Source organism: Desulfobacter sp. (genome assembly GCA_028768525.1).
In the GTDB taxonomy this organism is placed as follows: Bacteria; Desulfobacterota; Desulfobacteria; order Desulfobacterales; family Desulfobacteraceae; genus Desulfobacter.
Map to the genome: position 1 here is coordinate 1,689,098 of CP054837.1, position 21,984 is coordinate 1,711,081.

At 54.3% G+C, this 21,984-nt stretch carries 21 protein-coding genes; 11 read left to right on the forward strand and 10 right to left on the reverse strand.

Annotation, left to right across the window (positions count from 1 at the left end):
- Positions 1 to 95: 95 nt before the first annotated feature.
- Positions 96 to 458 carry a CoA-binding protein gene (locus tag HUN04_07730; protein WDP89615.1) on the forward strand — a complete coding sequence of 121 codons (363 nt, stop codon included), beginning with the start codon at positions 96 to 98 and terminating at the stop codon, positions 456 to 458.
- Here HUN04_07730 and HUN04_07735 read toward each other — a convergent pair.
- The 3 genes from HUN04_07735 to HUN04_07745 all read right to left on the reverse strand — a co-directional run bounded on the left by HUN04_07735 (position 455) and on the right by HUN04_07745 (position 4,524).
- Positions 455 to 2,371, reverse strand: coding sequence for a cache domain-containing protein (locus HUN04_07735; protein ID WDP89616.1), 1,917 nt, complete (start codon positions 2,369 to 2,371; stop codon positions 455 to 457). The genes HUN04_07730 and HUN04_07735 overlap by 4 nt on opposite strands.
- A 99-nt stretch (positions 2,372 to 2,470) precedes the next feature.
- Positions 2,471 to 3,802, reverse strand: a complete 1,332-nt coding sequence (locus HUN04_07740; GenBank protein ID WDP89617.1) for a hypothetical protein — start codon at positions 3,800 to 3,802, stop codon at positions 2,471 to 2,473.
- On the reverse strand, positions 3,799 to 4,524 hold the full coding sequence (locus tag HUN04_07745) for a winged helix-turn-helix domain-containing protein (GenBank protein ID WDP89618.1): 726 nt from the start codon (positions 4,522 to 4,524) through the stop codon (positions 3,799 to 3,801). The genes HUN04_07740 and HUN04_07745 overlap by 4 nt, the downstream gene beginning before the upstream one ends.
- 194 nt (positions 4,525 to 4,718) lie before the next feature.
- Here HUN04_07745 and HUN04_07750 point away from each other — a divergent pair, with 194 nt between their 5' ends.
- The gene (locus HUN04_07750) at positions 4,719 to 6,416 is read left to right on the forward strand and encodes a glutamine--tRNA ligase/YqeY domain fusion protein (GenBank protein ID WDP89619.1); all 1,698 of its coding nucleotides are present in this window, start codon (positions 4,719 to 4,721) and stop codon (positions 6,414 to 6,416) included.
- A gap of 101 nt (positions 6,417 to 6,517) precedes the next feature.
- Here HUN04_07750 and HUN04_07755 read toward each other — a convergent pair whose 3' ends face one another.
- The 5 genes from HUN04_07755 to HUN04_07775 all read right to left on the reverse strand — a co-directional run bounded on the left by HUN04_07755 (position 6,518) and on the right by HUN04_07775 (position 11,341).
- Positions 6,518 to 7,624, reverse strand: a complete 1,107-nt coding sequence (locus HUN04_07755) for an ABC transporter substrate-binding protein (GenBank protein ID WDP89620.1) — start codon at positions 7,622 to 7,624, stop codon at positions 6,518 to 6,520.
- Positions 7,625 to 7,640: 16 nt separating this feature from the next.
- The gene (locus tag HUN04_07760; GenBank protein WDP89621.1) at positions 7,641 to 8,432 is read right to left on the reverse strand and encodes an enoyl-CoA hydratase/isomerase family protein; all 792 of its coding nucleotides are present in this window, start codon (positions 8,430 to 8,432) and stop codon (positions 7,641 to 7,643) included.
- An 82-nt stretch (positions 8,433 to 8,514) separates the two neighbouring features.
- Positions 8,515 to 9,951 carry a cysteine--tRNA ligase gene (locus HUN04_07765; protein WDP89622.1) on the reverse strand — a complete coding sequence of 479 codons (1,437 nt, stop codon included), beginning with the start codon at positions 9,949 to 9,951 and terminating at the stop codon, positions 8,515 to 8,517.
- 23 nt (positions 9,952 to 9,974) lie between these two features.
- Entirely contained in the window at positions 9,975 to 10,460 is a 486-nt protein-coding gene (locus tag HUN04_07770; GenBank protein ID WDP89623.1) for a 2-C-methyl-D-erythritol 2,4-cyclodiphosphate synthase, read from the reverse strand.
- Positions 10,461 to 10,666: 206 nt separating this feature from the next.
- Positions 10,667 to 11,341 carry an amino acid ABC transporter substrate-binding protein gene (locus HUN04_07775; protein WDP89624.1) on the reverse strand — a complete coding sequence of 225 codons (675 nt, stop codon included), beginning with the start codon at positions 11,339 to 11,341 and terminating at the stop codon, positions 10,667 to 10,669.
- A gap of 346 nt (positions 11,342 to 11,687) precedes the next feature.
- On the opposite strand from HUN04_07775, the gene HUN04_07780 reads away from it, so the two are divergent.
- Genes HUN04_07780 through HUN04_07800 form a run of 5 tightly spaced genes read left to right on the forward strand, consistent with a single transcriptional unit; the run spans position 11,688 to position 16,587 of the window.
- Positions 11,688 to 12,260: a DNA-3-methyladenine glycosylase I gene (locus tag HUN04_07780; GenBank protein WDP89625.1), complete on the forward strand. Its 573-nt coding sequence runs from the start codon at positions 11,688 to 11,690 to the stop codon at positions 12,258 to 12,260.
- On the forward strand, positions 12,257 to 13,246 hold the full coding sequence (locus HUN04_07785; GenBank protein ID WDP89626.1) for a DUF2804 domain-containing protein: 990 nt from the start codon (positions 12,257 to 12,259) through the stop codon (positions 13,244 to 13,246). The genes HUN04_07780 and HUN04_07785 overlap by 4 nt, the downstream gene beginning before the upstream one ends.
- A 30-nt stretch (positions 13,247 to 13,276) precedes the next feature.
- A complete protein-coding gene (locus tag HUN04_07790) occupies positions 13,277 to 14,839 on the forward strand; it encodes an NAD(P)H-hydrate dehydratase (protein WDP89627.1) in 1,563 nt (520 codons plus the stop codon).
- Positions 14,836 to 15,315, forward strand: a complete 480-nt coding sequence (gene tsaE / locus HUN04_07795) for a tRNA (adenosine(37)-N6)-threonylcarbamoyltransferase complex ATPase subunit type 1 TsaE (GenBank protein WDP89628.1) — start codon at positions 14,836 to 14,838, stop codon at positions 15,313 to 15,315. The genes HUN04_07790 and tsaE overlap by 4 nt, the downstream gene beginning before the upstream one ends.
- A gap of 51 nt (positions 15,316 to 15,366) precedes the next feature.
- Positions 15,367 to 16,587 carry an aspartate kinase gene (locus HUN04_07800; protein ID WDP89629.1) on the forward strand — a complete coding sequence of 407 codons (1,221 nt, stop codon included), beginning with the start codon at positions 15,367 to 15,369 and terminating at the stop codon, positions 16,585 to 16,587.
- 108 nt (positions 16,588 to 16,695) lie between these two features.
- Here HUN04_07800 and pyrF read toward each other — a convergent pair whose 3' ends face one another.
- Positions 16,696 to 17,427 (reverse strand): orotidine-5'-phosphate decarboxylase, encoded by a 732-nt coding sequence (pyrF, locus tag HUN04_07805; protein WDP89630.1) that lies wholly within the window; start codon positions 17,425 to 17,427, stop codon positions 16,696 to 16,698.
- Between the two features lie 136 nt (positions 17,428 to 17,563).
- Between pyrF and HUN04_07810 the strand changes: the two genes are divergently transcribed.
- From HUN04_07810 to ilvN, 4 genes are all read left to right on the forward strand, one after another.
- The gene (locus HUN04_07810; GenBank protein WDP93203.1) at positions 17,564 to 18,178 is read left to right on the forward strand and encodes a DUF3786 domain-containing protein; all 615 of its coding nucleotides are present in this window, start codon (positions 17,564 to 17,566) and stop codon (positions 18,176 to 18,178) included.
- 141 nt (positions 18,179 to 18,319) lie between these two features.
- Positions 18,320 to 18,820: a response regulator gene (locus HUN04_07815; GenBank protein WDP89631.1), complete on the forward strand. Its 501-nt coding sequence runs from the start codon at positions 18,320 to 18,322 to the stop codon at positions 18,818 to 18,820.
- 13 nt (positions 18,821 to 18,833) lie between these two features.
- Positions 18,834 to 19,877 (forward strand): diguanylate cyclase, encoded by a 1,044-nt coding sequence (locus HUN04_07820; GenBank protein ID WDP89632.1) that lies wholly within the window; start codon positions 18,834 to 18,836, stop codon positions 19,875 to 19,877.
- 30 nt (positions 19,878 to 19,907) lie between these two features.
- Positions 19,908 to 20,393, forward strand: a complete 486-nt coding sequence (gene ilvN / locus HUN04_07825; GenBank protein ID WDP89633.1) for an acetolactate synthase small subunit — start codon at positions 19,908 to 19,910, stop codon at positions 20,391 to 20,393.
- A gap of 9 nt (positions 20,394 to 20,402) precedes the next feature.
- On the opposite strand, the gene HUN04_07830 is transcribed toward ilvN, so the two are convergent.
- Entirely contained in the window at positions 20,403 to 21,878 is a 1,476-nt protein-coding gene (locus tag HUN04_07830) for a hypothetical protein (protein ID WDP89634.1), read from the reverse strand.
- Between the last annotated feature and the right edge of the window lie 106 nt (positions 21,879 to 21,984).

Genomic DNA, 21,984 nt, shown 5'->3' on the forward strand with positions numbered 1-21,984 from the left:
AAATTCAGGTTAACGCTTACCATTATACTCTAATGGTTTCCGGCAAAGATTCAAGCCGGAGCGATGAGTATACCATCATTGAACAGGAGAAAAAAATGGAAAGAGTGGCAGTGGTCGGCGCCAGCCCCATCAAAGATCGCTATAGCAACAAGGCCATGAACATGCTGGCGGAATACGGCCACCAACCGGTCCCCGTTGCATTCAGGTACGACACCATTGAAGGAAAAAAGGTATACCCCCACCTGTCGGATATTTCAGAGCCAATAGATACGGTGACCCTATACGTCGGGGTGCCCCGCCAGGAAAAAATAATAGAGGACATCATGGTACTCCGCCCCAACCGGGTGATTTTTAACCCCAACACTGAAAATCCGGCGGTCTACGACCGGCTCAAATCCGCCGGTATCCAGGTTCAGGAGGCCTGCACCCTGGTGCTGCTGAAAACCAACCAGTACTAGCGATCTTCATCGGGCCCGTCAGCCGGGCGGAATAGTGGAAGGCCGATTGAAAACCGCGTCCCCCTGCCCGGCTCCGACCATACTTCCATCCTGCCCATGTGGGTCTCGGTCACAATAAAATAGGAAACAGACAGGCCGAGGCCGGTGCCGATGCCCGTGGGCTTTGTGGTGAAAAAGGGCTCAAATACCCGCCTGCATACCTTTTTTTCCATCCCCGGGCCGTTATCCTCAATTTCTATGCATACCATGTCCCCCTCCAAAGCGGTCCTCAATATAATGCAGGGGGAATCAACGCCTGATGTCTGCATGGCATATGCTGCGTTTTGGAATATATTCAGCAACACCTGCTGAATTTTTGACCTGTCGCAGGGAACGGGCGGCAATTCCCCAGAATACTCTTTCCTGATGTCAATGGATCTAAAATCATATTTTTCCTTGAGATTAAAATCTGTAACCGCCAGTGCCAGCGTATCGTCTATCATGCTGTCCACCTTCTCCAGCGTGGATACGGACCGGCCCTTGCCGGCGAAACCCAGCATATTTTCCACAACTTTAGCTGCCCGCTTGCCCGACGCACGGATGGCGTCAATCATTCTGGGAATCCCCCTTGCTTCCATGTAGCTCCGGATCGCGGGCATACTTGTCCCCGCCGCTTCCGCGGCACTTTGGTTGGCCGGAATATCTTCATTCCTCAGCCGCATGGACATGAGTTCAGCACTCTGAATCATCCCGGCAAGGGGGTTGTTGATCTCATGGGCCATACCGGCGGCCAGCCCGCCGATGGAAAGCATTTTTTCGGACTGGACCATGATTTCCTCCATCCGGGTCTTGTGGGTGATATCATCCACACGGACCACGGCTTCCTCCATACCATCTGATACTAGGGGGTAAATGATGATATCCTCATACACATCTTTTCCCTGTTCAAGGCGCTTATGCTTTCCGGCCGGGATAATCTGGCCGGTTTGGATGCTCTGGATCACTTTTTCCATGTGCGGCCGGGCAGCGGGAAATACCTGGTCCAGTTTTTTCCCGGCCACCACGGATTCATCCAGCCCGGTCACGATCTGCGCCCTGCGGTTCCACTGGGTCACCCGGCCCCTGGCATCAACACCGATCAGCATTGACGGCATGGAATCAATGATACTGCCGGCATAATTTCGAAGCTGCCTGAGCTCGGCCATCCGTTTTTCCAACTCCATCTCCGAAGATTTTCTGATGGCCACCTCTTTTTTCAGATACCGGTTTTTCAACAGGATCTCACGGATGGCCAAGAGGCAGAGAAGCAGCAGCAGAACCACCAGAACACCCTCAAGAAATATAATCTTCCACCTGAATGCGGCCTGCTCACGGCGGAGATCGTCCATATATCTTCCGGTGCCGATATAGGCGCCCAGTTCCTCAATCCCCCGGACAAAAGAAATTTTCTCCTGATAGACCTTGCTTCCCGGTGCCATATAGTGGTAGGTCACAAAACCGCCTTCTCGATTCGTTCTGGCGGCATTCACAAGTTCCCGTATAATATACACGCCGTTGGGGTCCTTAAAGTCCCAGTAGTTGGTCATCTCCTTTTCCGGCTCAAAGGGCTGTACCAGCATGGTTCCGTCATAGGCACTCATAAATACATAATTGGGTCCATGGGGTTCGAGAAATGTCATCCGCCGGACCAGGTTCCGCACCCTGGAAATCGCCTGGTCCCGCCCAAGTTCTCCGGCCTGGAATTCGCCGACAACCGGCGCTATGGTATTTCTGGCAATCTCAACCAGCTGCCGCATCTGATCCAGGCGCTGCAATTCCAATACCTTGATATACTGCCGGCTTAGATAGTCAAACAGCCCCGTGAATGCGGCAATGAGAATCAAAGAAAATAATAGAATTTTTGCAGCCGGCATTTTGAGTGACTGACGCATCATTGGGTCCTGCCTTTTTTAAGCGAATGGAGCAGGGATGATGACGCCTATAACTGCCGATAACGGCGGTGGGCAAAATAAATGACCATCCTGTCGAATGCCTTAGTCACAATCGCTGGCCTCTTGGACCGTCCCATCGCCCCCCAAAGGCAGTATCAGCGTAAACCTGGCCCCGCCCAAATCAGATTTTTTAATTGATATCCTACCGTTATGCCAGTTAATGATCCGTTTGGCAATGGCCAGGCCCAGTCCATAGCCGCCCGAAGTCCTGCAACGGCTTTTGTCCGGACGGAAAAAGGGCAGAAACACCTTATGGCGGAGGGCCCTGGGGATGCCCGGGCCGTCGTCGTCCACGTGGATGATGGCGACATCCGGCCGGGAAACAAACCGGAGCCGGACCGTTCCGGCGCTGTGGCGAACCCCGTTGCGCAAAAGGTTGCGCACGGCCCAGCCCAGGTAAACCGGCTCAAACCGCCCGATGAAATGGTCTGTCTCCGGAGAAAAAATAATTTCCCTGCCCACTGCAGTCTTTCGTTCCCTGGCCACCAGATTCTCCAGCCAGGAAACCATCTCGTGGTTGGCCAGGCGGCCCGTGGCTTCGGGCTCGCGTTCAAACCGGGCATAGGTCAGCATCTCATCCACCAGCCCTTCGATTTCCTCCACATCGGTACGGATTTCATCCATATAGTCCATGCCGCCATGGGCCGCTGTTCCAGTGTTCATATCCCCGGCCATTTCCAGGCTGAACTTGATCCGGGCAAGGGGGGTGCGGATTTCATGGGAAACGGCATTGGCCAGGTCCTTCTGGGAGGCAATGAGCTTCTGGGTTTTGCCGGCCATGGCATTAAAGGCATCGGCAATGCGGGTCATGGAAGAAATTCTGGAGACCTTTACCCTGGCATCATGGTCTCCGGCGGCAAACCGGGCCGCCGTCCCCTGCACTTTCCGCATGTCCCGGACCAGAAAAATACTCCAGGCCAGGGCGGGCAGGGTTAAAAAAACCACCAAAAGCATCATGAAAAGAACCGTAACCTTGGTGTTCAGCTCTTTGTCCGGCCAGGGGCCGCCCATGGCCAGGGCCTGGTCGGACTGCCCCAGCCGCATGACCAGCGTATCCGCCTGTTCAGCCTCGACAATCAGTCCCATGAGGAATTCCCTCTGAAAGTTTTCCGCCACCCTGATATCGGCTAGATATTTGAGGCTCAGGGGGTATCCGAACCTGGGCTGGAGGTCTGCCAGTTCCTTGCTCCGGTCCTCAGGAGAGAGAGGAATAAGGCGCTGGGCAAGAAGGGAAAAGGTTCCCCTGGCAAACTCCCGCTCTGTCTTAAGCATCTCATCTTGAAACAGGGCCTCCACAATGGGGCCGATGCTGAAAGGAATGAAAAAAAGGGTGCCCAGGAGCAGTATATAAACGGTGATGAAAATCCGCTTCATGCCGGGTTACTCGTCCCCCAGGCATCGGCCACAAAGAGATAGCCGCTGCCCCAGACGGTTTTGATCCGGCAGGGATGGTCCGGGCTGTCGTTGAGTTTTTTCCTTAACCTGGACACGGCCACATCTATGGAACGGTCCAGGCCGTCGTATTCAATCCCCTTTACCTCCCGGTAGAGCAGATCCCTGTCCAACACCTCCCCGGCCCTTGACGCCAGGAGCCATAACAGATCGAACTCATTGGTGGACAGCTCCACGGGATTCCCGGCCAGGGTCACCCGCCTGGAGGCGGCAAAAAGGGCCAGGCCGCCGAATTTGATCTCATTGTGGTCCGGTGCGGCCTGGGTGACGGCAGCCCGACGGAACAGCGCCCTGATACGTGCCAGAAGCACCCGGGGCTCCACCGGTTTTTTCACATAATCGTCCGCCCCCAGCTCCAGCCCGACCACCTGATCCATATCCTCTTCCCTGGCCGTGAGCATGAGGATGGGCCCGGCATAGGACTGCCGCACCTCCCGGCAGACGGCAAACCCGTCTTTGCCCGGAAGCATAAGGTCCAGAATCACCAGGTCCGGTTCTTCCCCGATGATCCGCTGGACGGCATCATCTCCGCGGTGTTCGGTATCCACCTCAAACTCCTGCCGGCTTAAATAGGTCGACACCAATGAGGCCAGCCGGAGGTCATCCTCCACAAGTAAAATCCTTTTTTTTGCTTCCGTATCCATACGCTTTATCCTAGTTTCGGTTTGGGATCCTCAGGCGCTTTCAAATTATCACAGGCGCCCCCATCCCAAAACGGTAAAAATGTTTTAATTTGTAATCTTTTTAGCATGGTGGGGGCCCCGCCCCTTTAAACTCCACAGTGAATATGATAATTAGTAAAGTTTAACATAAAAATAAATTCAATATTGAGGGATAAATGGAAGACGAAAATAAAAAAAGCCATTTTATAGAGTCCATCATCCGGGAGGATGTGAGCAACAACAAAAACGACGGCGCTGTGGCCACCCGGTTTCCACCGGAGCCCAACGGATTTCTCCACATCGGCCATGCCAAATCCATTTGCCTGAACTTCAATATGGCCAGGACCTTCAAAGGCACCTGCAACCTGCGGTTTGACGATTCAAACCCGGCCAAGGAAAAACAGATTTACATCGACTCCATCAAAAATACGGTAAGCTGGCTGGGATTTGACTACAACACCCCGTTTTTTGCATCGGACTATTTTGACCGCCTCTATGAATTCGCCCTGGAACTGATAAAGACAGGTAAAGCCTATGTCTGCAGCCTGGCCCCGGAAGAGATACGCGAATACCGGGGCACCCTGACAGAACCGGGCAAAGACTCCCCCTACCGGGACAGAAGCGTGGAAGAAAACCTGGACCTGTTTGAAAAAATGAAGAACGGAGAATTCGGCGAGGGTGAGCATACCGTGAGGGCTAAAATAGACATGGCCTCCCCCAATATCAACCTGAGGGACCCCATCATCTACCGGGTGAAAAATGCCACCCATCCCAGGACCGGAGACAAGTGGTGCATCTATCCCATGTACGACTTCACCCACTGCATTTCAGACGCCCTGGAAGGGATCACCCACTCCCTGTGCAGCCTGGAATTTGAAGACCACCGCCCCCTTTACGACTGGATCCTGGACAATCTTTCCGTGCCCTGCCATCCCCAGCAGATTGAATTCGCACGGATGAACATCAACTACACGGTCCTGAGCAAACGCAAACTCCAGCGCCTCATTGACGAAAAAAAGGTGTCCGGCTGGAACGACCCCCGGCTGCCCACCCTGGAAGGGATGCGCCGCAGGGGATACACCCCGGCCTCCATCCGGAATTTCTGCAATATCATCGGGGTTTCCAAAAAGGAGAGCCGCATCGACATGGGGTTGCTGGAATCCTGCCTCAGGGACGACCTCAATGAAAACGCCCCAAGGGTGATGGGCGTCATCCGCCCCTTGAAGGTGACCATTGAAAATTACCCCGAGGGCCAGACTGAAACCCTGGAAGCCATGAACCATCCCCAGAAACCGGAAATGGGCAAACGGAAGGTGACCTTTTCCCGGGAAATCTATGTGGAACAGGACGATTTCATGGAAGATCCCCCCAAAAAATTCTTCCGCCTGGGACCGGGACGAGAAGTGCGGCTGCGGGCCGCCTACCTGGTGACCTGCAAAGAAGTCATCAAAAACCAGGCCGGGGAGGTGGTGGAACTGGTCTGCACCTATGATCCGGAAACCCGCGGGGGTAACGCCCCGGACGGCCGCAAGGTCAAGGGCACCATTCACTGGGTCAATGCAAACGACTGCATTGATGCACAGGTCAGGCTCTACGACAGGCTATTCAAGGATGAAAACCCGGAACAGGACGGCCAGGATTTTGTGGAAAACCTCAACCCGGACTCCCTGGAAATCCTTGAGCATTCCAAGCTGGAAAAAAGCCTGGGTAAGGCCGAGCCCGAACAGGTCTTCCAGTTTGAACGTCTGGGTTATTTCTGCCTGGACGGACTGGACAGCACCGAAGACAAGCCGGTGTTCAACCGCACCGTAACCCTGAGGGATGCCTGGGCCAAGGTGGCCAAAAAGGCGGCCCCCCCAAGAAAGAAAAAATAGCAAGGCCAAAGGCGGGGGACATCCCGTTCCCCGCCTTTTTCACCCCAAAAGGGAACCCGGTTGGCGAGTGGCCTGAACTTCGACTGAATTTTCCCGTTATTCTATTTATTCAATGCCTCTATTGTGAAAGAATATGAAAAATCCCGTCCCCTGTGGGTTTTTGTGAATTCCTTAAAATTAATCGAATCCCAGTTTTCCGTTGATAGGAGTGATTCATATCTGACGACATTATCAGGCGTGATCACTGACAGCGGCTTTTGAATCGTCACCCCCATCTCATCCTTGAAGTCAATCCCATGATGATAGTCATATAAAAGTATCAGACTCCAACCGCCGTTTAAAAAATGGCCGCCCACAGAGGCATATATTTTACCCTCTTTGATGAGTTGAACAATATCACTTCCCCAGTCAAAGGTGCCGAACAGCAGTTTGCTTTTATATAAATCGGATTGTGCTTCGATGGCTTCAATGACGCCAAAGGTCATCGCCCCACCGGCACACCAGATAATGGAAATGTCGGGATAGCGCCGCAGTAATACGTTGGTAATCTCGTATGCTTTTTTCTTATTCCAATAGGCGAATACGACCTGTCTTTGGACGATGTCGGCATATCGATTGATCACGGTTTCCATCCCCTGATTTCTATAAAAGGCGGGGCTGGATTCATAGCTGCCGGATATTCCCAACATGGCAAAGGGGGGGCCGGGGTTTAAGTTTCGGGCGGATATTTTTTTATACAGTGTCTCACCAAGCAACGCCCCTCCTTTTTCATCATCCGGATGCATGTGTCCTATCCAGTTTGAATATTTATCGCGGGGCGTGCCGATCTTATTTTTAAAAAATTCAGGAATATCCGTGTTGATTACAAATATTTTAACGCCTGCTTTTTCTGCAGCTTCCAACATATATTCAGCTGTGCCGACCTGCAAAATAGTCATTATGTAGTCGGGTTTATCCGGCTGGGATATGGCTCTTTGAAAATTTGATTTATTCTCAAACCGAGTGCGGTCACCGTAAAAAACCTGCAACTCAATATTCAAATCATCGGAAATAGATTGCATAAATCGGGTCATATTTGTCCAGAACGGGCTGCCGGGTGGATCAGGATTTAAAAAAGTGACCTTCATCGCCCCGATTGCAGACGTACAACAGAATAGGCCTGCTGCTAAACCACAGAAAAACAGGATAAATAAAAATTGCCGTTTCATATATTTCCCTGCCGGGTCAATACCTGTCCCTGAACTTCGGGGCCCGCCTGGCCTTCAGGGCGTCAATCCCCTCTTTGAAATCTTCTGTCATATAATTGATGGCCTGGTAGGCGGCCTGGCGATGGAGGCACTCGTCCAGTGTGGCGGTGCGGGCAGCGGGGATGGTCTCTTTCATCATCTTCAGGGGCAGGTCGGGCATGGCAGCAATCCGCCGGGCCAGGTCCATGGTTTTATCCATGAGTTCTTCGTCGGCAACCACATGGTTGACCATGCCCATGTCCATGGCTTCCTGCGATTCCACCAGGGCGCCGGTCATGAGAAGCTCAAAGGTCTTTGCCTCCCCCACGATGCGATGGAGCAGATATTCCGCCCCCATCCCCGGATGGAGTCCCAGACGGGCGAAGGGGAAGCCGAATCTGGCGCTCTCCCCTGCCATGCGCATGTCGCAGGCCAGGGCGAGGCAGGCACCTGCCCCGACGGCATGGCCGTTGACGGCTGCAATGGTGGGCACCTTGAGGTTCCGGATGCAGAGAAACCGACTGTAAAATTCAACGGAGGCCTTTTTCAGGGCAGCCGGATCGCCCTTATAATTCCCGGCAATATCGTCCAGGTTGCCCCCGGCGCTGAAGGCCCGGCCGGCACCGGTAAGAATCAGCACCTTTACCGTACCGTCCTCCCCCAGGTCGGTGATGGTGTCCCTGAAAACCTGTGACATCTCTTCACTCATTGCGTTCAGATGCCCGGGATCATTGAGGGTTAATATGCAGATACGATCCTTTAACTCAATTTTAAGTCTGGTCTCTTCCACTGCGGCCTCCCTAAAAAAAGCAAGGGCCGCCCCATATAGGGAGCGGCCCTGAATTAATTTTTATGGAATCTTAGCGGCGCCATTATTGTTCAAACCGCCAGACCGTCCCTTCCGGCCCGTCTTCCAGGACAATGTTCATGGCCTGGAGCTGGTCCCGGATCTCGTCGGCACGGGCAAAGTTTTTTTCCTTTCTGGCGGCGGCCCGCTGGGCAATGAGGTCATCCACCACGGCCGGGTCGATATCCTTGTCCGCCATGCCCTTCTGCTTTTTGGCAGAAAAATACGCTTTGGGCGAAAGCATAAAAATCCCCAGAATGCCTGAAATGGATTTTATATCGGCATAAATACCCGCCAGCAGGGCTTTGTCTTCTTCACCCGGGGCATCCTTGGTGTCATCCAGGAGCTTGTTCCCCTTTTTAACGGCTTCAAATACCCCAGCCAGGGCCCGGGCTGAATTAAAGTCGTCGTTCATGGCCCGGGCGAACTCTTCCCAGAGCGCCCCCCTGGCGTCGCTGCCCGATGCCAGGCCCGCATTTTCCAGCCGATCCATAAATCCATAGATCCGGTCCAGCCCCACGGATACCTCACGCATGCTGTCCTCGCTGTAGTCAATGGGGGAACGGTATTGTTTTGAAAGAAGGAAAAGCCGGATCACTTCCGGGGAATAATCGGCCAGCACCTCTTTGATCATGGTGAAATTGCCCAGGGACTTGGACATTTTTTCATTGTTGATATCCACGAACCCGTTATGGATCCAGTATTTGACGAACTGCCCGCCGAATACGGCCTCGCTCTGGGCGATCTCATTTTCATGGTGGGGGAAAATCAGGTCCTTGCCCCCGCCGTGGATGTCAAATCCCTCTCCCAGGTATTCATAGCTCATGGCCGAACATTCAATGTGCCAGCCGGGCCGTCCCTTGCCCCAGGGGCTGTCCCAGGCGGGTTCGCCGGGCTTGGCCGGTTTCCACAGGGTAAAATCCAGGGGGCTGTGCTTTTTCTCGTCCACGGCGATCCTGGCACCGGCCTGCATGTCATCGGGATTCCGGCCGGAAAGCTTGCCGTAGTCTTTAAAAGACTTGATGGAGAAATAAACATCCCCCCCTTCCACATGGTAGGCCTTGCCCTTTTCAATGAGCATCTCAATGAACCGGATGATATGGTCGATATGCTCGGTGGCCTTGGGGGCCATGGTGGGCCGGAGCACATTGAGGGCATCCATCTCATTGTGGAACTCGTCAATGTATTTTTCCGTGATGGCCGTGCAGGAATCTCCGGTTTCATTGGATTTTCTGATGATCTTGTCGTCCACGTCGGTGAAATTCCGGACATAGGTGACCTCGTAGTCCAGCTGCTTGAGCCACCTAAAAATCATATCAAAGACCACCACGGACCTTGCATGGCCGATGTGGCTGGTGTCGTAGACAGTGGGGCCGCAGACATACATGCCCACCTTGCCCGGATGGACCGGGACGAATTCTTCCTTTTTGCCGTTCAGGGTATTATAAATTTTCAGACTCATTATTAGTATTCCGTATTCTTAAATTATTCTTCGTACAACAGCACCGCAGCCTGGGCGGCAATGCCCTCTTTGCGCCCCACAAATCCCAGATGTTCGGTGGTGGTGGCCTTGATATTCACCCGTTCAGTTCCGACCCCCAGGTATCCGGCAATATTGGCGGCAATGGCCTCTTTATGGGGAGCCATCTTGGGGGCCTGGGCAAAAATCGTGGCATCCAGGTTGGCAATGCTCCATCCCCTGTCCCGGATTTTTTGGACACATTCATCCAGAAGCAGGCCGCTTGCGATTCCCTTATAAGCCGGATCGGTATCGGAAAAATGCTCACCGATATCCCCCAGTCCGGCCGCACCCAACAGTGCATCGCATACGGCGTGGAGCAGCACATCCGCATCGGAATGCCCCTTGAGCCCCAGGGGGTGGTCGATCTTTACCCCGCCAATGACCAGGTCACGGCCCGCCACCAGTTCATGTACATCGGTGCCGGTGCCGATTCTAAACCCTGCCGCCATATTTTTTTAACTCCTTGCTGCTGTTGTCAATCGCTGTCAATGGCCGTTACTATATGCATCTTTCCGCTAAAAGTCAAAACCATGCCCCCGCATTTTTAACGGCATATTCGATTTTTTCTTACCCGGTGAAACGTTGAGGAAATTAAGGGGGGATTCTCCGGGCCATATGGCGGATTCCGGATACGGACAAGGGGGCTGAAGGCGGATTAACGGTTCCCTGCGCCGCCGGCCAGTCGGTCCATGGTGCCGTCGGATTTCATCTGTGCTATGGCGCTGTTTAAATCTTTAATCCGGGAGGCATATTTTGATTTTCTGGAAATCCCCATGTAGTAGTCATAGGTCTCCATTTCAATATCCATTTCGTGGATCCTGCCTGCCCACTCAGGATGAAGCGACAGGATGCCCTGGACCACATTCCGGGATTCGATGATAAAATCCACCCGCCCGTCCACCAGATATCTTAAGTTTTCTTCAGAGGTATAAGCCGCAAATGCCTTTTCCGCCAGTTTGGCTAAAAGATTGTCTACCTTGTCGCCGTAAACATAGCCTAAAACATAGCCGAGCCGGAAATCTGAAAGATCCTCTAGGGTACGGACAGGGGTGCTGTGGGATTTCCTATTGGAAAAGACCCGGTCCATATTGGTGAACAATTTATCCGTGTACACCAAAAAAGCCTCCCGTTCCTTTGTCCTCATCAGCAGCATGATTCCGTCCACCTTGCCGGTTTCGGCCATTTTCAGCACCCGCTGCCAGGGGTAGAGTTCAAGCCGGGGCACAAGGCCGATGCGCCTGAAAATTTCCCGGGTCAAGTCGACGGCAATCCCCCCTGACGGCTCCCCGTACTCGCCAATGGTATAAGGCGGCCATGGGTCTTCAACCATCAGCGGGCCGTCGCCGGCTGCGCATTGGAAATATGGAAAAAGGCATATACCCAATACGAAATAAAAAATTATGGTTCTGGCAAGTTTCCTCACACGGTTTCCAAATTTCTTTATTCGTTATAAAAATCACAGTCTTGAGACATAAGTATACTAACTTTACCCCCTATAATAACAAAATTGCAACCGTAAAAATAAGCCCCTGCCAGTCCCCTTCCTTTTTTATAGAATATGCCGATGGATTAATGTATAAATCACGGATATACATATCCACGCCTGAACCGGCGTAAACGGCAATTAAAAACGGCAGCAGAAAACGGCCCGCTGTTTTGAAAGGACGGTCACATCCATGGAACGCTGCGGCTGGTGCACATCGGATCCGGATTATATCCATTACCACGACAGGGAGTGGGGGGTGCCGGTACACGACGATTCCACCCTGTTTGAATTTCTCATCCTGGAGGGGGCCCAGGCCGGGCTTTCCTGGCTGACCATTCTCAAACGGCGGGAAGGATACCGCAAGGCCTTTGCCGGGTTCGACCCGGAAAAGGTGGCCCGGTTTTCCGAAAAAAAAATCAATGAGCTGCTCCTGGACACAGGTATCATCAGGAACAAACTCAAGGTGAATGCCGCAGTAACCAATGCCCGGGCGTTCCTCAGGGTCCAGGAAGAATTCGGCTCCTTTGACGCCTATGCCTGGCGGTTCGTGGACGGCCGGCCCCTCATCAACGCCTTTGCCTCCCCGGACCAGGTGCCGGCCACCTCAAAGATTTCCGATGCCTTTTCAAAGGATTTAAAACAGCGGGGGTTTAAGTTCACCGGTTCCACCATCATTTACGCCCACATGCAGGCCACGGGAATGGTCAATGACCACCTGGTCTCCTGTTTCAGATACCGGGAAGTTATGGAGGAAAACAGATGATGAAACTCGATTCGCCCTGGTCCGGCCCCTTTAACCTGGAAAATACCAGCATCATCACAGGCCTTCCCCTGGCCGGCCGGTTCCGCAACCTGTTCAGGGAAAAACGCTGGTGCTATGCCGGAATTGTTTCGCCCGATATCTTTTTCGGGGCGGCCGTGGTTCACCTGGGATACGCGGCTTCCGGCTTCTGCTTTGCCTTTGACCGGGAAACCGGAAAAATGGAGGAATTCACAAAGGTCTGTCTGCCAACGGGCCGGATACGGTATGACCGGCACCCTGAAACCGGCATCTGCCGGTATACCGGCAGGAACGCGCGAATAGAGTTCTCCGGGAATTTAACCGCATACAAACAGATCAGAGCTGACCTGCCCGGCCTGGGCGCGGATATTGAATTTTCAGGGTCGGGTTTCGCCCCCATGCATTTTCCCATGGATATGGGCGGCGGAAAAACCGCTTTTACCACCAAGGCCGCAGGACCGGCCGCCAGCGGGAGTATCCGCCTGGGTTCAAAAACGATCCATCTCGATCCGGAGACAAGTTTCACTCTCTACGACTGGACCCACGGGGCCTACCACCGGCAGACCTTCTGGAACTGGGCCTGCGGCGCAGGCCGGGCAAAGGATAACACAGATCCGTCGGCCGCCCCCATGGTGGGATTTAATTTTTCCAGGGGGGTGTATGAAGGGGACCGGCTGGAAAACACCCTGTGGATAGACGGGATACCGGAGCCGGTGGGCAGGATGGATTATGCCTATGATGCCGCCAACCCCATGGCCCCCTGGCAGGTCTCATCAGAGGACGGCCGGATCGACCTGAAATTTCATCCCGAAGGCATCCGCCGGGCAGACGATAATTTTTTCCTTCTGGCCAGCCGGTTTATCCAGCCCTGCGGACGGTTTGACGGGGATATCCGCACCCTTTCCGGCCGGCACCTTACCCTTGAAAACGCCGGGGGAGTGGTGGAAGAACATTACGCAAAATGGTAATCACAACACAATTATTAAGGAAGTAAAAATATGATTCTTGTCACGGCAAAACAGATGCAGGAAATGGACAGGAAAACCATAAACCAGTTCGGTATACCCGGCCTGGTGCTCATGGAAAATGCCGGCCGGGGGGCATTGGAAACCCTGGTGGACGCCTTTGCACCGATTGAAAACCGGCGGGTGGCTGTTGTGGCAGGCCGGGGCAACAACGGGGGAGACGGCTTTGTCATGGGCCGTTACCTCATGGAAATGGGGGTGCGGGTCAGCTTTATCCTCCTGGCCGGCAGGGAGAGGGTGGCCGGAGACGCCCGGGTGAACATGGAACTGGCCGAGGCCCTGCTGCCTGAGCATCCCGACTCCCAGTTCATGGAAGTACCCGACAAAGCATCCTTTGAACGGCTCCGCGACACCATCCTGGACCACGATCTATTTGTGGATGCCATTTTCGGCACCGGCCTGAACTCGGATGTACGTGGTTTTTTCAGGGATGTTATCCTGAGCCTGAACGGATCGGGTCAACCGATTTTCAGTGTGGACATCCCCTCGGGCATCAATTCCGATACCGGAGCGGTCTGCGGGACGGCCATCGCAGCCATGGCAACCGCCACCTTTGCCTTTGCCAAGGCCGGACACGTCCTTTACCCCGGGAATCTGCACACCGGCGACCTTGAAATCATTGATATCGGGATTCCCGGACACATTGCCCGGGCCGGGCAGCCAGACCTTTTCCTGCCTGAAAAAGAAGATATTGCCGAACTCCTCCCAAATCGCTCCTTCAACAGCCACAAGGGCAGTGCCGGCCATCTCCTGGCCCTGGCAGGCGCCCCCGGCAAAACCGGGGCGGCAGCCCTTTGTGCCAATGCCGCCGTACGCTCAGGGGCCGGCCTGGTAACCCTGGGGCTTCCAGAAGGACTGGTTCCGACAATGGAACCCATGGTCATCGAACCCATGGCCCTGGGCCTGGCCCAGACTGCCTCCGGCACCCTTTCCGCAAGCAGCCTTAACACCGTCACCGGATTTCTGGCCGGCAAACAGGCCCTGGCCCTGGGGCCGGGCATTGGAAGGGATCCGGATACCCGGGAACTGGTCAGGGCACTGGTGACAGAATCAACGGTGCCCATGGTCATCGACGCCGACGGCCTCAACTGCCTGGCCGATGATCCGGGATGCCTGAAGGTGGCAAAAGTTCCGGTGATTCTCACACCCCATCCCGGAGAAATGGCCCGGCTCATCAATAAAACAAGCCGGGATGTGCAGGCGGACCGCCTTGGCATTGCCCGGGATTTTGCCGCCCGGTTCAAGGTCATTCTGGTGCTCAAGGGCGCCCAGACCCTCACGGCCTGCCCCGACGGCACCTGCTATATCTGCCCCACGGGGAACCCGGGCATGGCATCGGGGGGCATGGGGGACGTGCTCACAGGGATGATCGCCGGATTCCTTGCCCAGGGCATGGCCCCGGAAGCCGCCGCTGTATCCGGCACATTTATCCACGGTCTCTGCGGTGACCTCCTGGCCGGCGACTTCCCCCTGGGATTCACGGCTTCGGATATGGTGGAAACCATCCCGGCAGCGCTGGCGGAGCTCACCGCATGAAACAGGAAATCATCACCCATGATGCCCAGGACACCATGGACCTGGGGCAGAAAATCGGTGCTGAACTGGCCCGGCACACCTCTTTTTTCGCCATGGCGCTTACCGGGGATCTGGGTGCAGGAAAGACCTGTTTTGTCCAGGGCCTTGCCCGGGGCCTGGGGGTGGACGAGGGGTACTATATCACCAGCCCGACCTTTAATATCATTAATGAATACCCGGCCGGCAGCCGGCGGCTCCTCCACCTGGACCTCTACCGGCTGGGCGAGGCCGATGAACTTGAATTTTTAGGGCTTGAAGAACTGCTTGGAGAAGATGCCGTGGCCGCCGTGGAATGGCCCGGCCTGATGGAGGAAACCGGATTTGAATTCCACCTGCGGCTGGACTTCCAGTTCGATGCTGATTTTAACCGGATCATTTCTCTTTTTCCTTCTGGACAACAGGGAACAAATTTGCTAAGCAACGTATTTTCGCAATAGACTAATAAGAGCTAAGATTTGATAGCTAAGAAATAAGACTCAGGAGAAATTATGTCCTTAAGGGTACAAAAATACGGCGGCACATCGGTGGCAGATCTGGAACGGATCGCCAATGTGGCGGACCGGGTACAAAAGGCCCATGACGACGGTGACCAGGTGGTGGTGGTCCTCTCCGCCATGGCCGGAGTGACGGACAAGCTCATCGGCATGGCAAAACAGGCATCGGACACACCAGACAAAAGAGAACTGGACGTTCTCCTGGCAACAGGCGAACAGACCACGGCCGCCCTGCTGGCCATGATGCTAAAAGCCAGGGGGTATAAAGCAAAATCCTTTTTGGGCTTCCAGGCCGGCATCCATACCGACCAGATGTCAGGCAAAGCAAGAATTCTGGACATTGACAGCCACAAGGTAAAAACGGCATTGGACCAGGGCCATATTGTCGTTGTCGCCGGTTTCCAGGGAGCGGACGACGACGGGGATATCACCACCCTTGGACGGGGCGGCTCCGACACCTCGGCCGTGGCCATCGCCGCATCCTTGAAGGCCGATGTCTGTGAAATCTTCACCGACGTGGACGGGGTCTACACCACGGATCCCAGAATCTGCCCGGATGCCAGAAAAATCTCAAAAATATCCTATGAAGAAATGCTTGAAATGGCCATTCTGGGGGCCAAGGTACTCCAGATCAGGTCGGTTGAATTTGCAAAGAAATACAATGTGCCCGTGCATGTCCGGTCATCATTCAACGAGGAGGAAGGAACCATGGTAATTAATGAAGAAGCCCATATGGAAAGTCCGGTGGTATCCGGGGTGACCTGTGATATGAATGAGGCCCGGATTACACTCAAGCGGGTGCCTGACCAGCCGGGCATTTCGGCAAAAATTTTCGGTCCCCTGGCCGAGGCCGAGATCATGGTGGACATGATCATCCAGAACACCCGGTCCGAAGGGGAAACAGACCTGACATTCACCGTTACAAAGGATGACTTTCAGCGGGCATTGGAAATCTCCGAGGCCGTTGCCCAGAAAATCGGCGCCGATGAAATAAAAACTGCCACCGAGATCGCCAAGGTATCGGTAATCGGCCTGGGCATGAAAAGCCATTCAGGGGTTGCCGCTGTCATGTTTGAAGCCCTGGCTTCTGAAAATATCAATATCCGCCTTATCTCCACATCGGAGATCCGGATTTCCTGCGTCATTCTTTCCAAATATGCGGAACTGGCCGTAAGAACCCTTCATGCCGCTTTCGGCCTGGAAAAGGAAGCATAGCCCAGACGGATCAGGCAAAGCCTTTTTCAGCAGCAACAGCAAAAAAACACCGCCGGAACAAGGTTCCCGGCGGTGTTTTTTATTTAGGATATTCCCTTTGAAACAGGATCAGGCCATCAGGCCCCGGTCAATTTCCTCGGCCACCATCCCGGCGGCCTTTACAGGATCTTTGGCATCCCGGATCGGCCGGCCGATAACAATGTAGTCGCTGCCGGCGGACACCGCCTGGGCCGGGGTGGTGACCCGTTTCTGGTCATCGTTGGCCGTCAGGCTCCATTCCGGACGGATCCCCGGGGTCACTGTCCAGAAATCCGTCCCGAATTTTTCTTTGATGGCTGCGGTTTCCCGTCCCGAGCAGACCACCCCCGTACATCCGGCATCCCTGGCCATCCCGGCCCGGAGGAGGACCAGATCGATTAAGGAATTCACATATTCATCCCTGAATCCGCCGGCGGAAACGGCATCCGCATCGTTATCCGTAAGCAGGGTGACCCCCAGCACGCCGGTTTTCCCCCCGCCCCCTGCCACTGCCGCTTCAAGCATCTGAAGTGAAGAGGCGCAGTGCACCGTCACCAGGTCAACGCCCAGGTCCGCCACCCGGGCCATGGCCCGTCCCACAGTGGCCGAAATATCATGGAGCTTGAGATCCAGGAAAATCTTCGCCCCGGTCAGGGCACGGACCTTCTCCACCGCGGACGGCCCCTGGCGGATGAAAAGTTCCAGGCCGATCTTAAACATGCCCACATGGCCATCCAGGAGCCTGACATGGCCGAGGGCCTCCTCCATGGTGGGGAAGTCCAGGGGAAATACAATATAATCCTTACCGCTTTTCTTTAGCATGGTCTGTCCTTATCCATTATGGTTGCCGATATTCGAAAATTTATTATTTTACCACAAGCGCTGCAAAATTTCCCCCGTTAAATAAAGGCTTGATCCCCACGGCCCTTTTTATTTATACATAGAATAAGGAGGCATGATTATGGATAATTACACCCGTCTCATTCAGGATAATCTTGACAAACTATACGGATCCCTTCCCGCCAATCTGGAACAATGCATCCGGGCCGCCAGGGAGGAAGACCGGTTCAAGCTGAGCGCATTCGGATGCGACTGCACCATTGCTCCGGATGGTATCAGTTTTAAAGGCCCTGACGATTCAGGGGAGACCGATCCCATCAGAAGCCTTCTGGTCACCCTTTATGCCCTCAACGCCACAGATACACGGATCAGCCTGACCCCATTCAAGGCCTTTAAGGAATTCCCTGATTCCATGCCCTATGCCGGCGCTTTTGCCACCCATACGGAACAATTGCTCGCCCCCCATGTTTCCAAAATCAAATCGGACATTCCCAAAATCATGCTCACTTTAGCCGGCCAGGCGGCTCCCCATGGCACGGGTGGCGATTTTTCTTTTGTGGTCTATCCCCTGCCCAAAATCGCCCTCTGCTACATTTTCTACGAAGCAGATGATGACTTCCCCGCCGGGGTCACCTGCCTGTACTCGGGCAACGCCAGGCAGTTCATGCCCGTGGACGGTCTGGCAGATGTCGGGGAGTACACCTCCCGCCGCATCATCGACCTGATTTCCTAACGCCAACCTCCCTGGGATTTGGGTTTGATTCTTTACCCGGTTTCTGGTAACAAAGCAGAGGTTGAGACCCGCCGGTTCCCTGCGGAACCGGGTAAAGGCAACCCCGAGACTAAGATTACCATAGACCCAGGCGAATAGACCATGACGGACGATACCAGATCCAAACAGGAACTCATTAACGAACTCAATGCCCTGCGCAAAGAAAACCAGGAGCTGAAAAAGGCCATGGACACCAGCGGCCAGGAAAAGACAGCGCCCCCTCCCAGAACACAAACCATCCTCATCGTGGACGATAACGAAGACACACGGTCCATTGTTGCTGATATGCTTGACGAACTTGGATATGCGTCATTGTCCGCAGCAACGGCCCAGGAGGCCCGTGACTGCATCAGAACAGCCGGAAAACGGATCGGCCTTGTCATCTCAGACATTGTTATGCCCGGAGAAGACGGGCCTGACATGATGAAGGAAATCCTAGCCGTCAATCCGGATATCAAGGTGATTTTCATGTCCGGATATGCCGAAGACGAGATTGTACATGATTCGGTATATAAAATTCAGGATACCGCTGCGGCATTCATGAAAAAACCCTTTACCCTGGAAGAACTAGAATCCCGGGTAGCCGCCCAGTTGGGCGAATAATGCAGGGGGTCCAATGTTAGACCATTTATATCCGGATAATATCGAAACCACTGGTAAGTATCTGAGGCTGACCCTTCAGCAGATTGCCCGTCACAACCTGCCATATAACCCCATTGTCTATGCGGTCTGGTATGAATATGCATCGGGCAGAAACCCTGAACTGAACCGGCTTATAGACTCATATGAAACTGCGAAAAAGCCCATCTCCTTTGACAGGGTGCTGGACTGGTTCAGAAGCTATATTGCCGACCACCAAACCATCCTGACCGAGAAAAAAACCCGGGAATTCAAATCTATTATCACCGAGGTTTCCAAACACATTGGAGATTCGGGAAGCCGGCTTGCCGGCAGTGAGACACGGATAGAAGCCTTCACCGAGGGGATCAACTCCGCCGCCCCCGATACCCTGGAGAAAGCCTCCCAAGGCATACTTTCCGAAACCCGGTCCATCATGAGGGAGAATAAATCCCTCAAAAGGGGCATGGACGAGACCATTACGGAAATAGACGCCCTGAAAAAAGAGCTGGAGGGGATGAAGCAGGCCGCCAAAACAGATACCCTCACGGGCCTGCTCAACCGCCGGGGATTTAACCAGGCCGTGGCCCGTGCCATGGAAGAGGCCGCAGCCAGCGGCACTCCCCTGTCAGCCATTCTCTGTGACATCGACCATTTTAAACAGGTCAACGACATTCACGGGCACCTTATCGGCGATAATGTGCTGAAAATGCTGGCAAAACTTTTAAAAGACCATATTAAGGGAAAGGATATCGCCGCCAGGTTCGGGGGAGAGGAATTCATCCTGGTGCTGCCGGAGACCGGTTTGGATGGAGGGGTTTCCCTGGCGGAACAGATCCGGAAAAGCCTTCAGTCCATGAGGTGGCGGGCCAAAAATTCAGGGAAAACCATCGGCCCCATCACCATTTCAATGGGAGTGTCCCTGTACAGGCCCGGCGAAGATGTGGAGGCCCTGATCCAGCGGGCCGACGAGGCCCTCTATTATGCCAAGGAAAACGGAAGGAACCGGACCGTCACCCAAGCGGACCTGGAAAACGCCTGACAAAAAAACAGGTACAAACAAACGGATGCCATGAAAAAAAACAGATATACCCTGACCATGCTGGTTGAAAACGAACCCGGGGTCACCGCAAGAATCACCGGGCTCTTTGCCGGCAGAGGATACAATATCGAAACCATCTGCGGCGCGCCCACGGCCAACCCCAAGATGTCAAGAATCACCATTACCACCCTGGCAAGCCCCCTGATGCTTGAGCAGTGCATGAAACAGATCAAGCGGCTGGTCAATGTGATCAAACTCAGGGACATGACCGGGGAAAAGGCAGTGAAACGGGAAATGGCACTGATCTGCGTTAAGGCCCGGCCCGAGCACCAGGAAGAAATCAAATCGTTGATAGCGGATTTCAACGGCAGAATGATGGACCAAGGCAGCCGCCACTATATTTTTGAAGTGACCGGAGATGAGGACGCCATTGATGTGCTTTTGGAACGCCTCACCCCCTTTGGCATCAAAAAGCTGGCCCGCTCAGGGGTCCTGGCACTCTATAAGGAACCCTGATTACCCAAATCAGATAAACCGCGAGCGAAACCGGTGGAATCCCACGGGATCCGGGCGGGTGATCCTGTAAAGGGCAAAATCCGACACAGAAAAGCCATCGCCGCGCCGGAACCGGTTGATGGATTCACGGCCCTTTTCCTCCCTGTCCTGTCCGAAGATCTGCCGCAGTTCTTCCTTGAGTTTTTCTATCTGCTCCAGCAGGGCATTCAATGGATTTTCCCCGGCATCCCCGTCATCTTCCCCTCCAATCACGGCCATGCCTGTGCCTGGAAGAAGATTGGACCGTTCCACGCCATCCAATGCAGCCCCCCCGGCAGGCGTCTCCTGTCCAAGGGCACTGAGTGCCGGTGACGGTTCCGGGGCCCGGGCCGCCAGGTCGACCTGTCCCAGGCTGCCCACATTGCCGTTTTCAAAAAGAAAAACTCCCGACCGCTTCATCTGGCCTTTTAATTCATTGTCCATGCCGGTCATGCTGAATTCGGTCCGGGCATTGTCCAGGTAGATGGCCCCCACCCCCGCCTCTTTCAGGGACACCAGAACATCATTGCCCTGGTCGTCCCGGGTCCAGACGCTGAGCTGGGAAAATACAGCATCATTTTCATCAATCCAGTTATTGCCGTCCTCGTCATAGGCTGAAAGTTCGCCGAACCCGTTGCCTGTACCGGGACCGAATAACTCCGACCCGTTGTTGATCTTCCCGTCCCCGTTCCGGTCAAAGCTTAAAAACCCGCTGCCCTTGGCCACAAAGGAAATCTCCTCGGCAGTGCCGTCATTGTCCAGATCAAATTCAAACCGGGTGTCGGTGAGTTCCGGGACACGGCCGTCCAGGCTGATGACCAGGGGGTCCACCAGGCGGACTTTTTCCTTCCAGGTATGCACCAGGGTCTCCTCCTCGGTCCTGGATAAAAAGGCCCGGTCCAGGTTCAGGTCCAGTGAAAAATCGATTTCCCGGCCGTCCTGGGTGACCACCTTTCCCTGGGAAGAAAATTCCATCTCTTCGGTTTCGTAGTGGACCTCAACCCGGTTCATGGAAACCAGGGTTTCGGCCATGCCGCTCCCCTGGACACTGTTACCCCGGGCAGTGTTCTCCCGGAAACCGGCGCCGATGTCATTGCCCTGGCGAATGTCATCGCCGTCCCTGAGGGTCCTGAGGGTCACCTGACGGTCAATGGCAGCTCCCACCATCCGCTCCGCCAATGCGTCGCTGCCGAATTCGGTCAGGGTTTCACCGTCCTGGGAACGGACCGTCGACCTGGATGACAGCGCCCCTGAATATTGGGATTGAATTTCACTCCGGGTACCGGAAGAAATGCTCACCCGGTCCACCCAGACCTCGGGCACACCGTCCGGGCCCCACGTCCAGTTCCCTATCCGTGCAGATGTTTTGCCCTGCCGGCGCTCCGTTGACGTTTCCTGCTGAATAAAATCGGCCTCCTCCGAGGCGTGGAAGGAAGATAGGTGAATCGTGCTTTCTGAAATCTTCATGATGTCTCCAGCATCTTTATATTATTGCATCCATGCTTTAGATATTCATCGGCATTGTCTGCAAAATCTTTACCCCAAACAGGCGATTCCCCGGATTCTTCAAAAT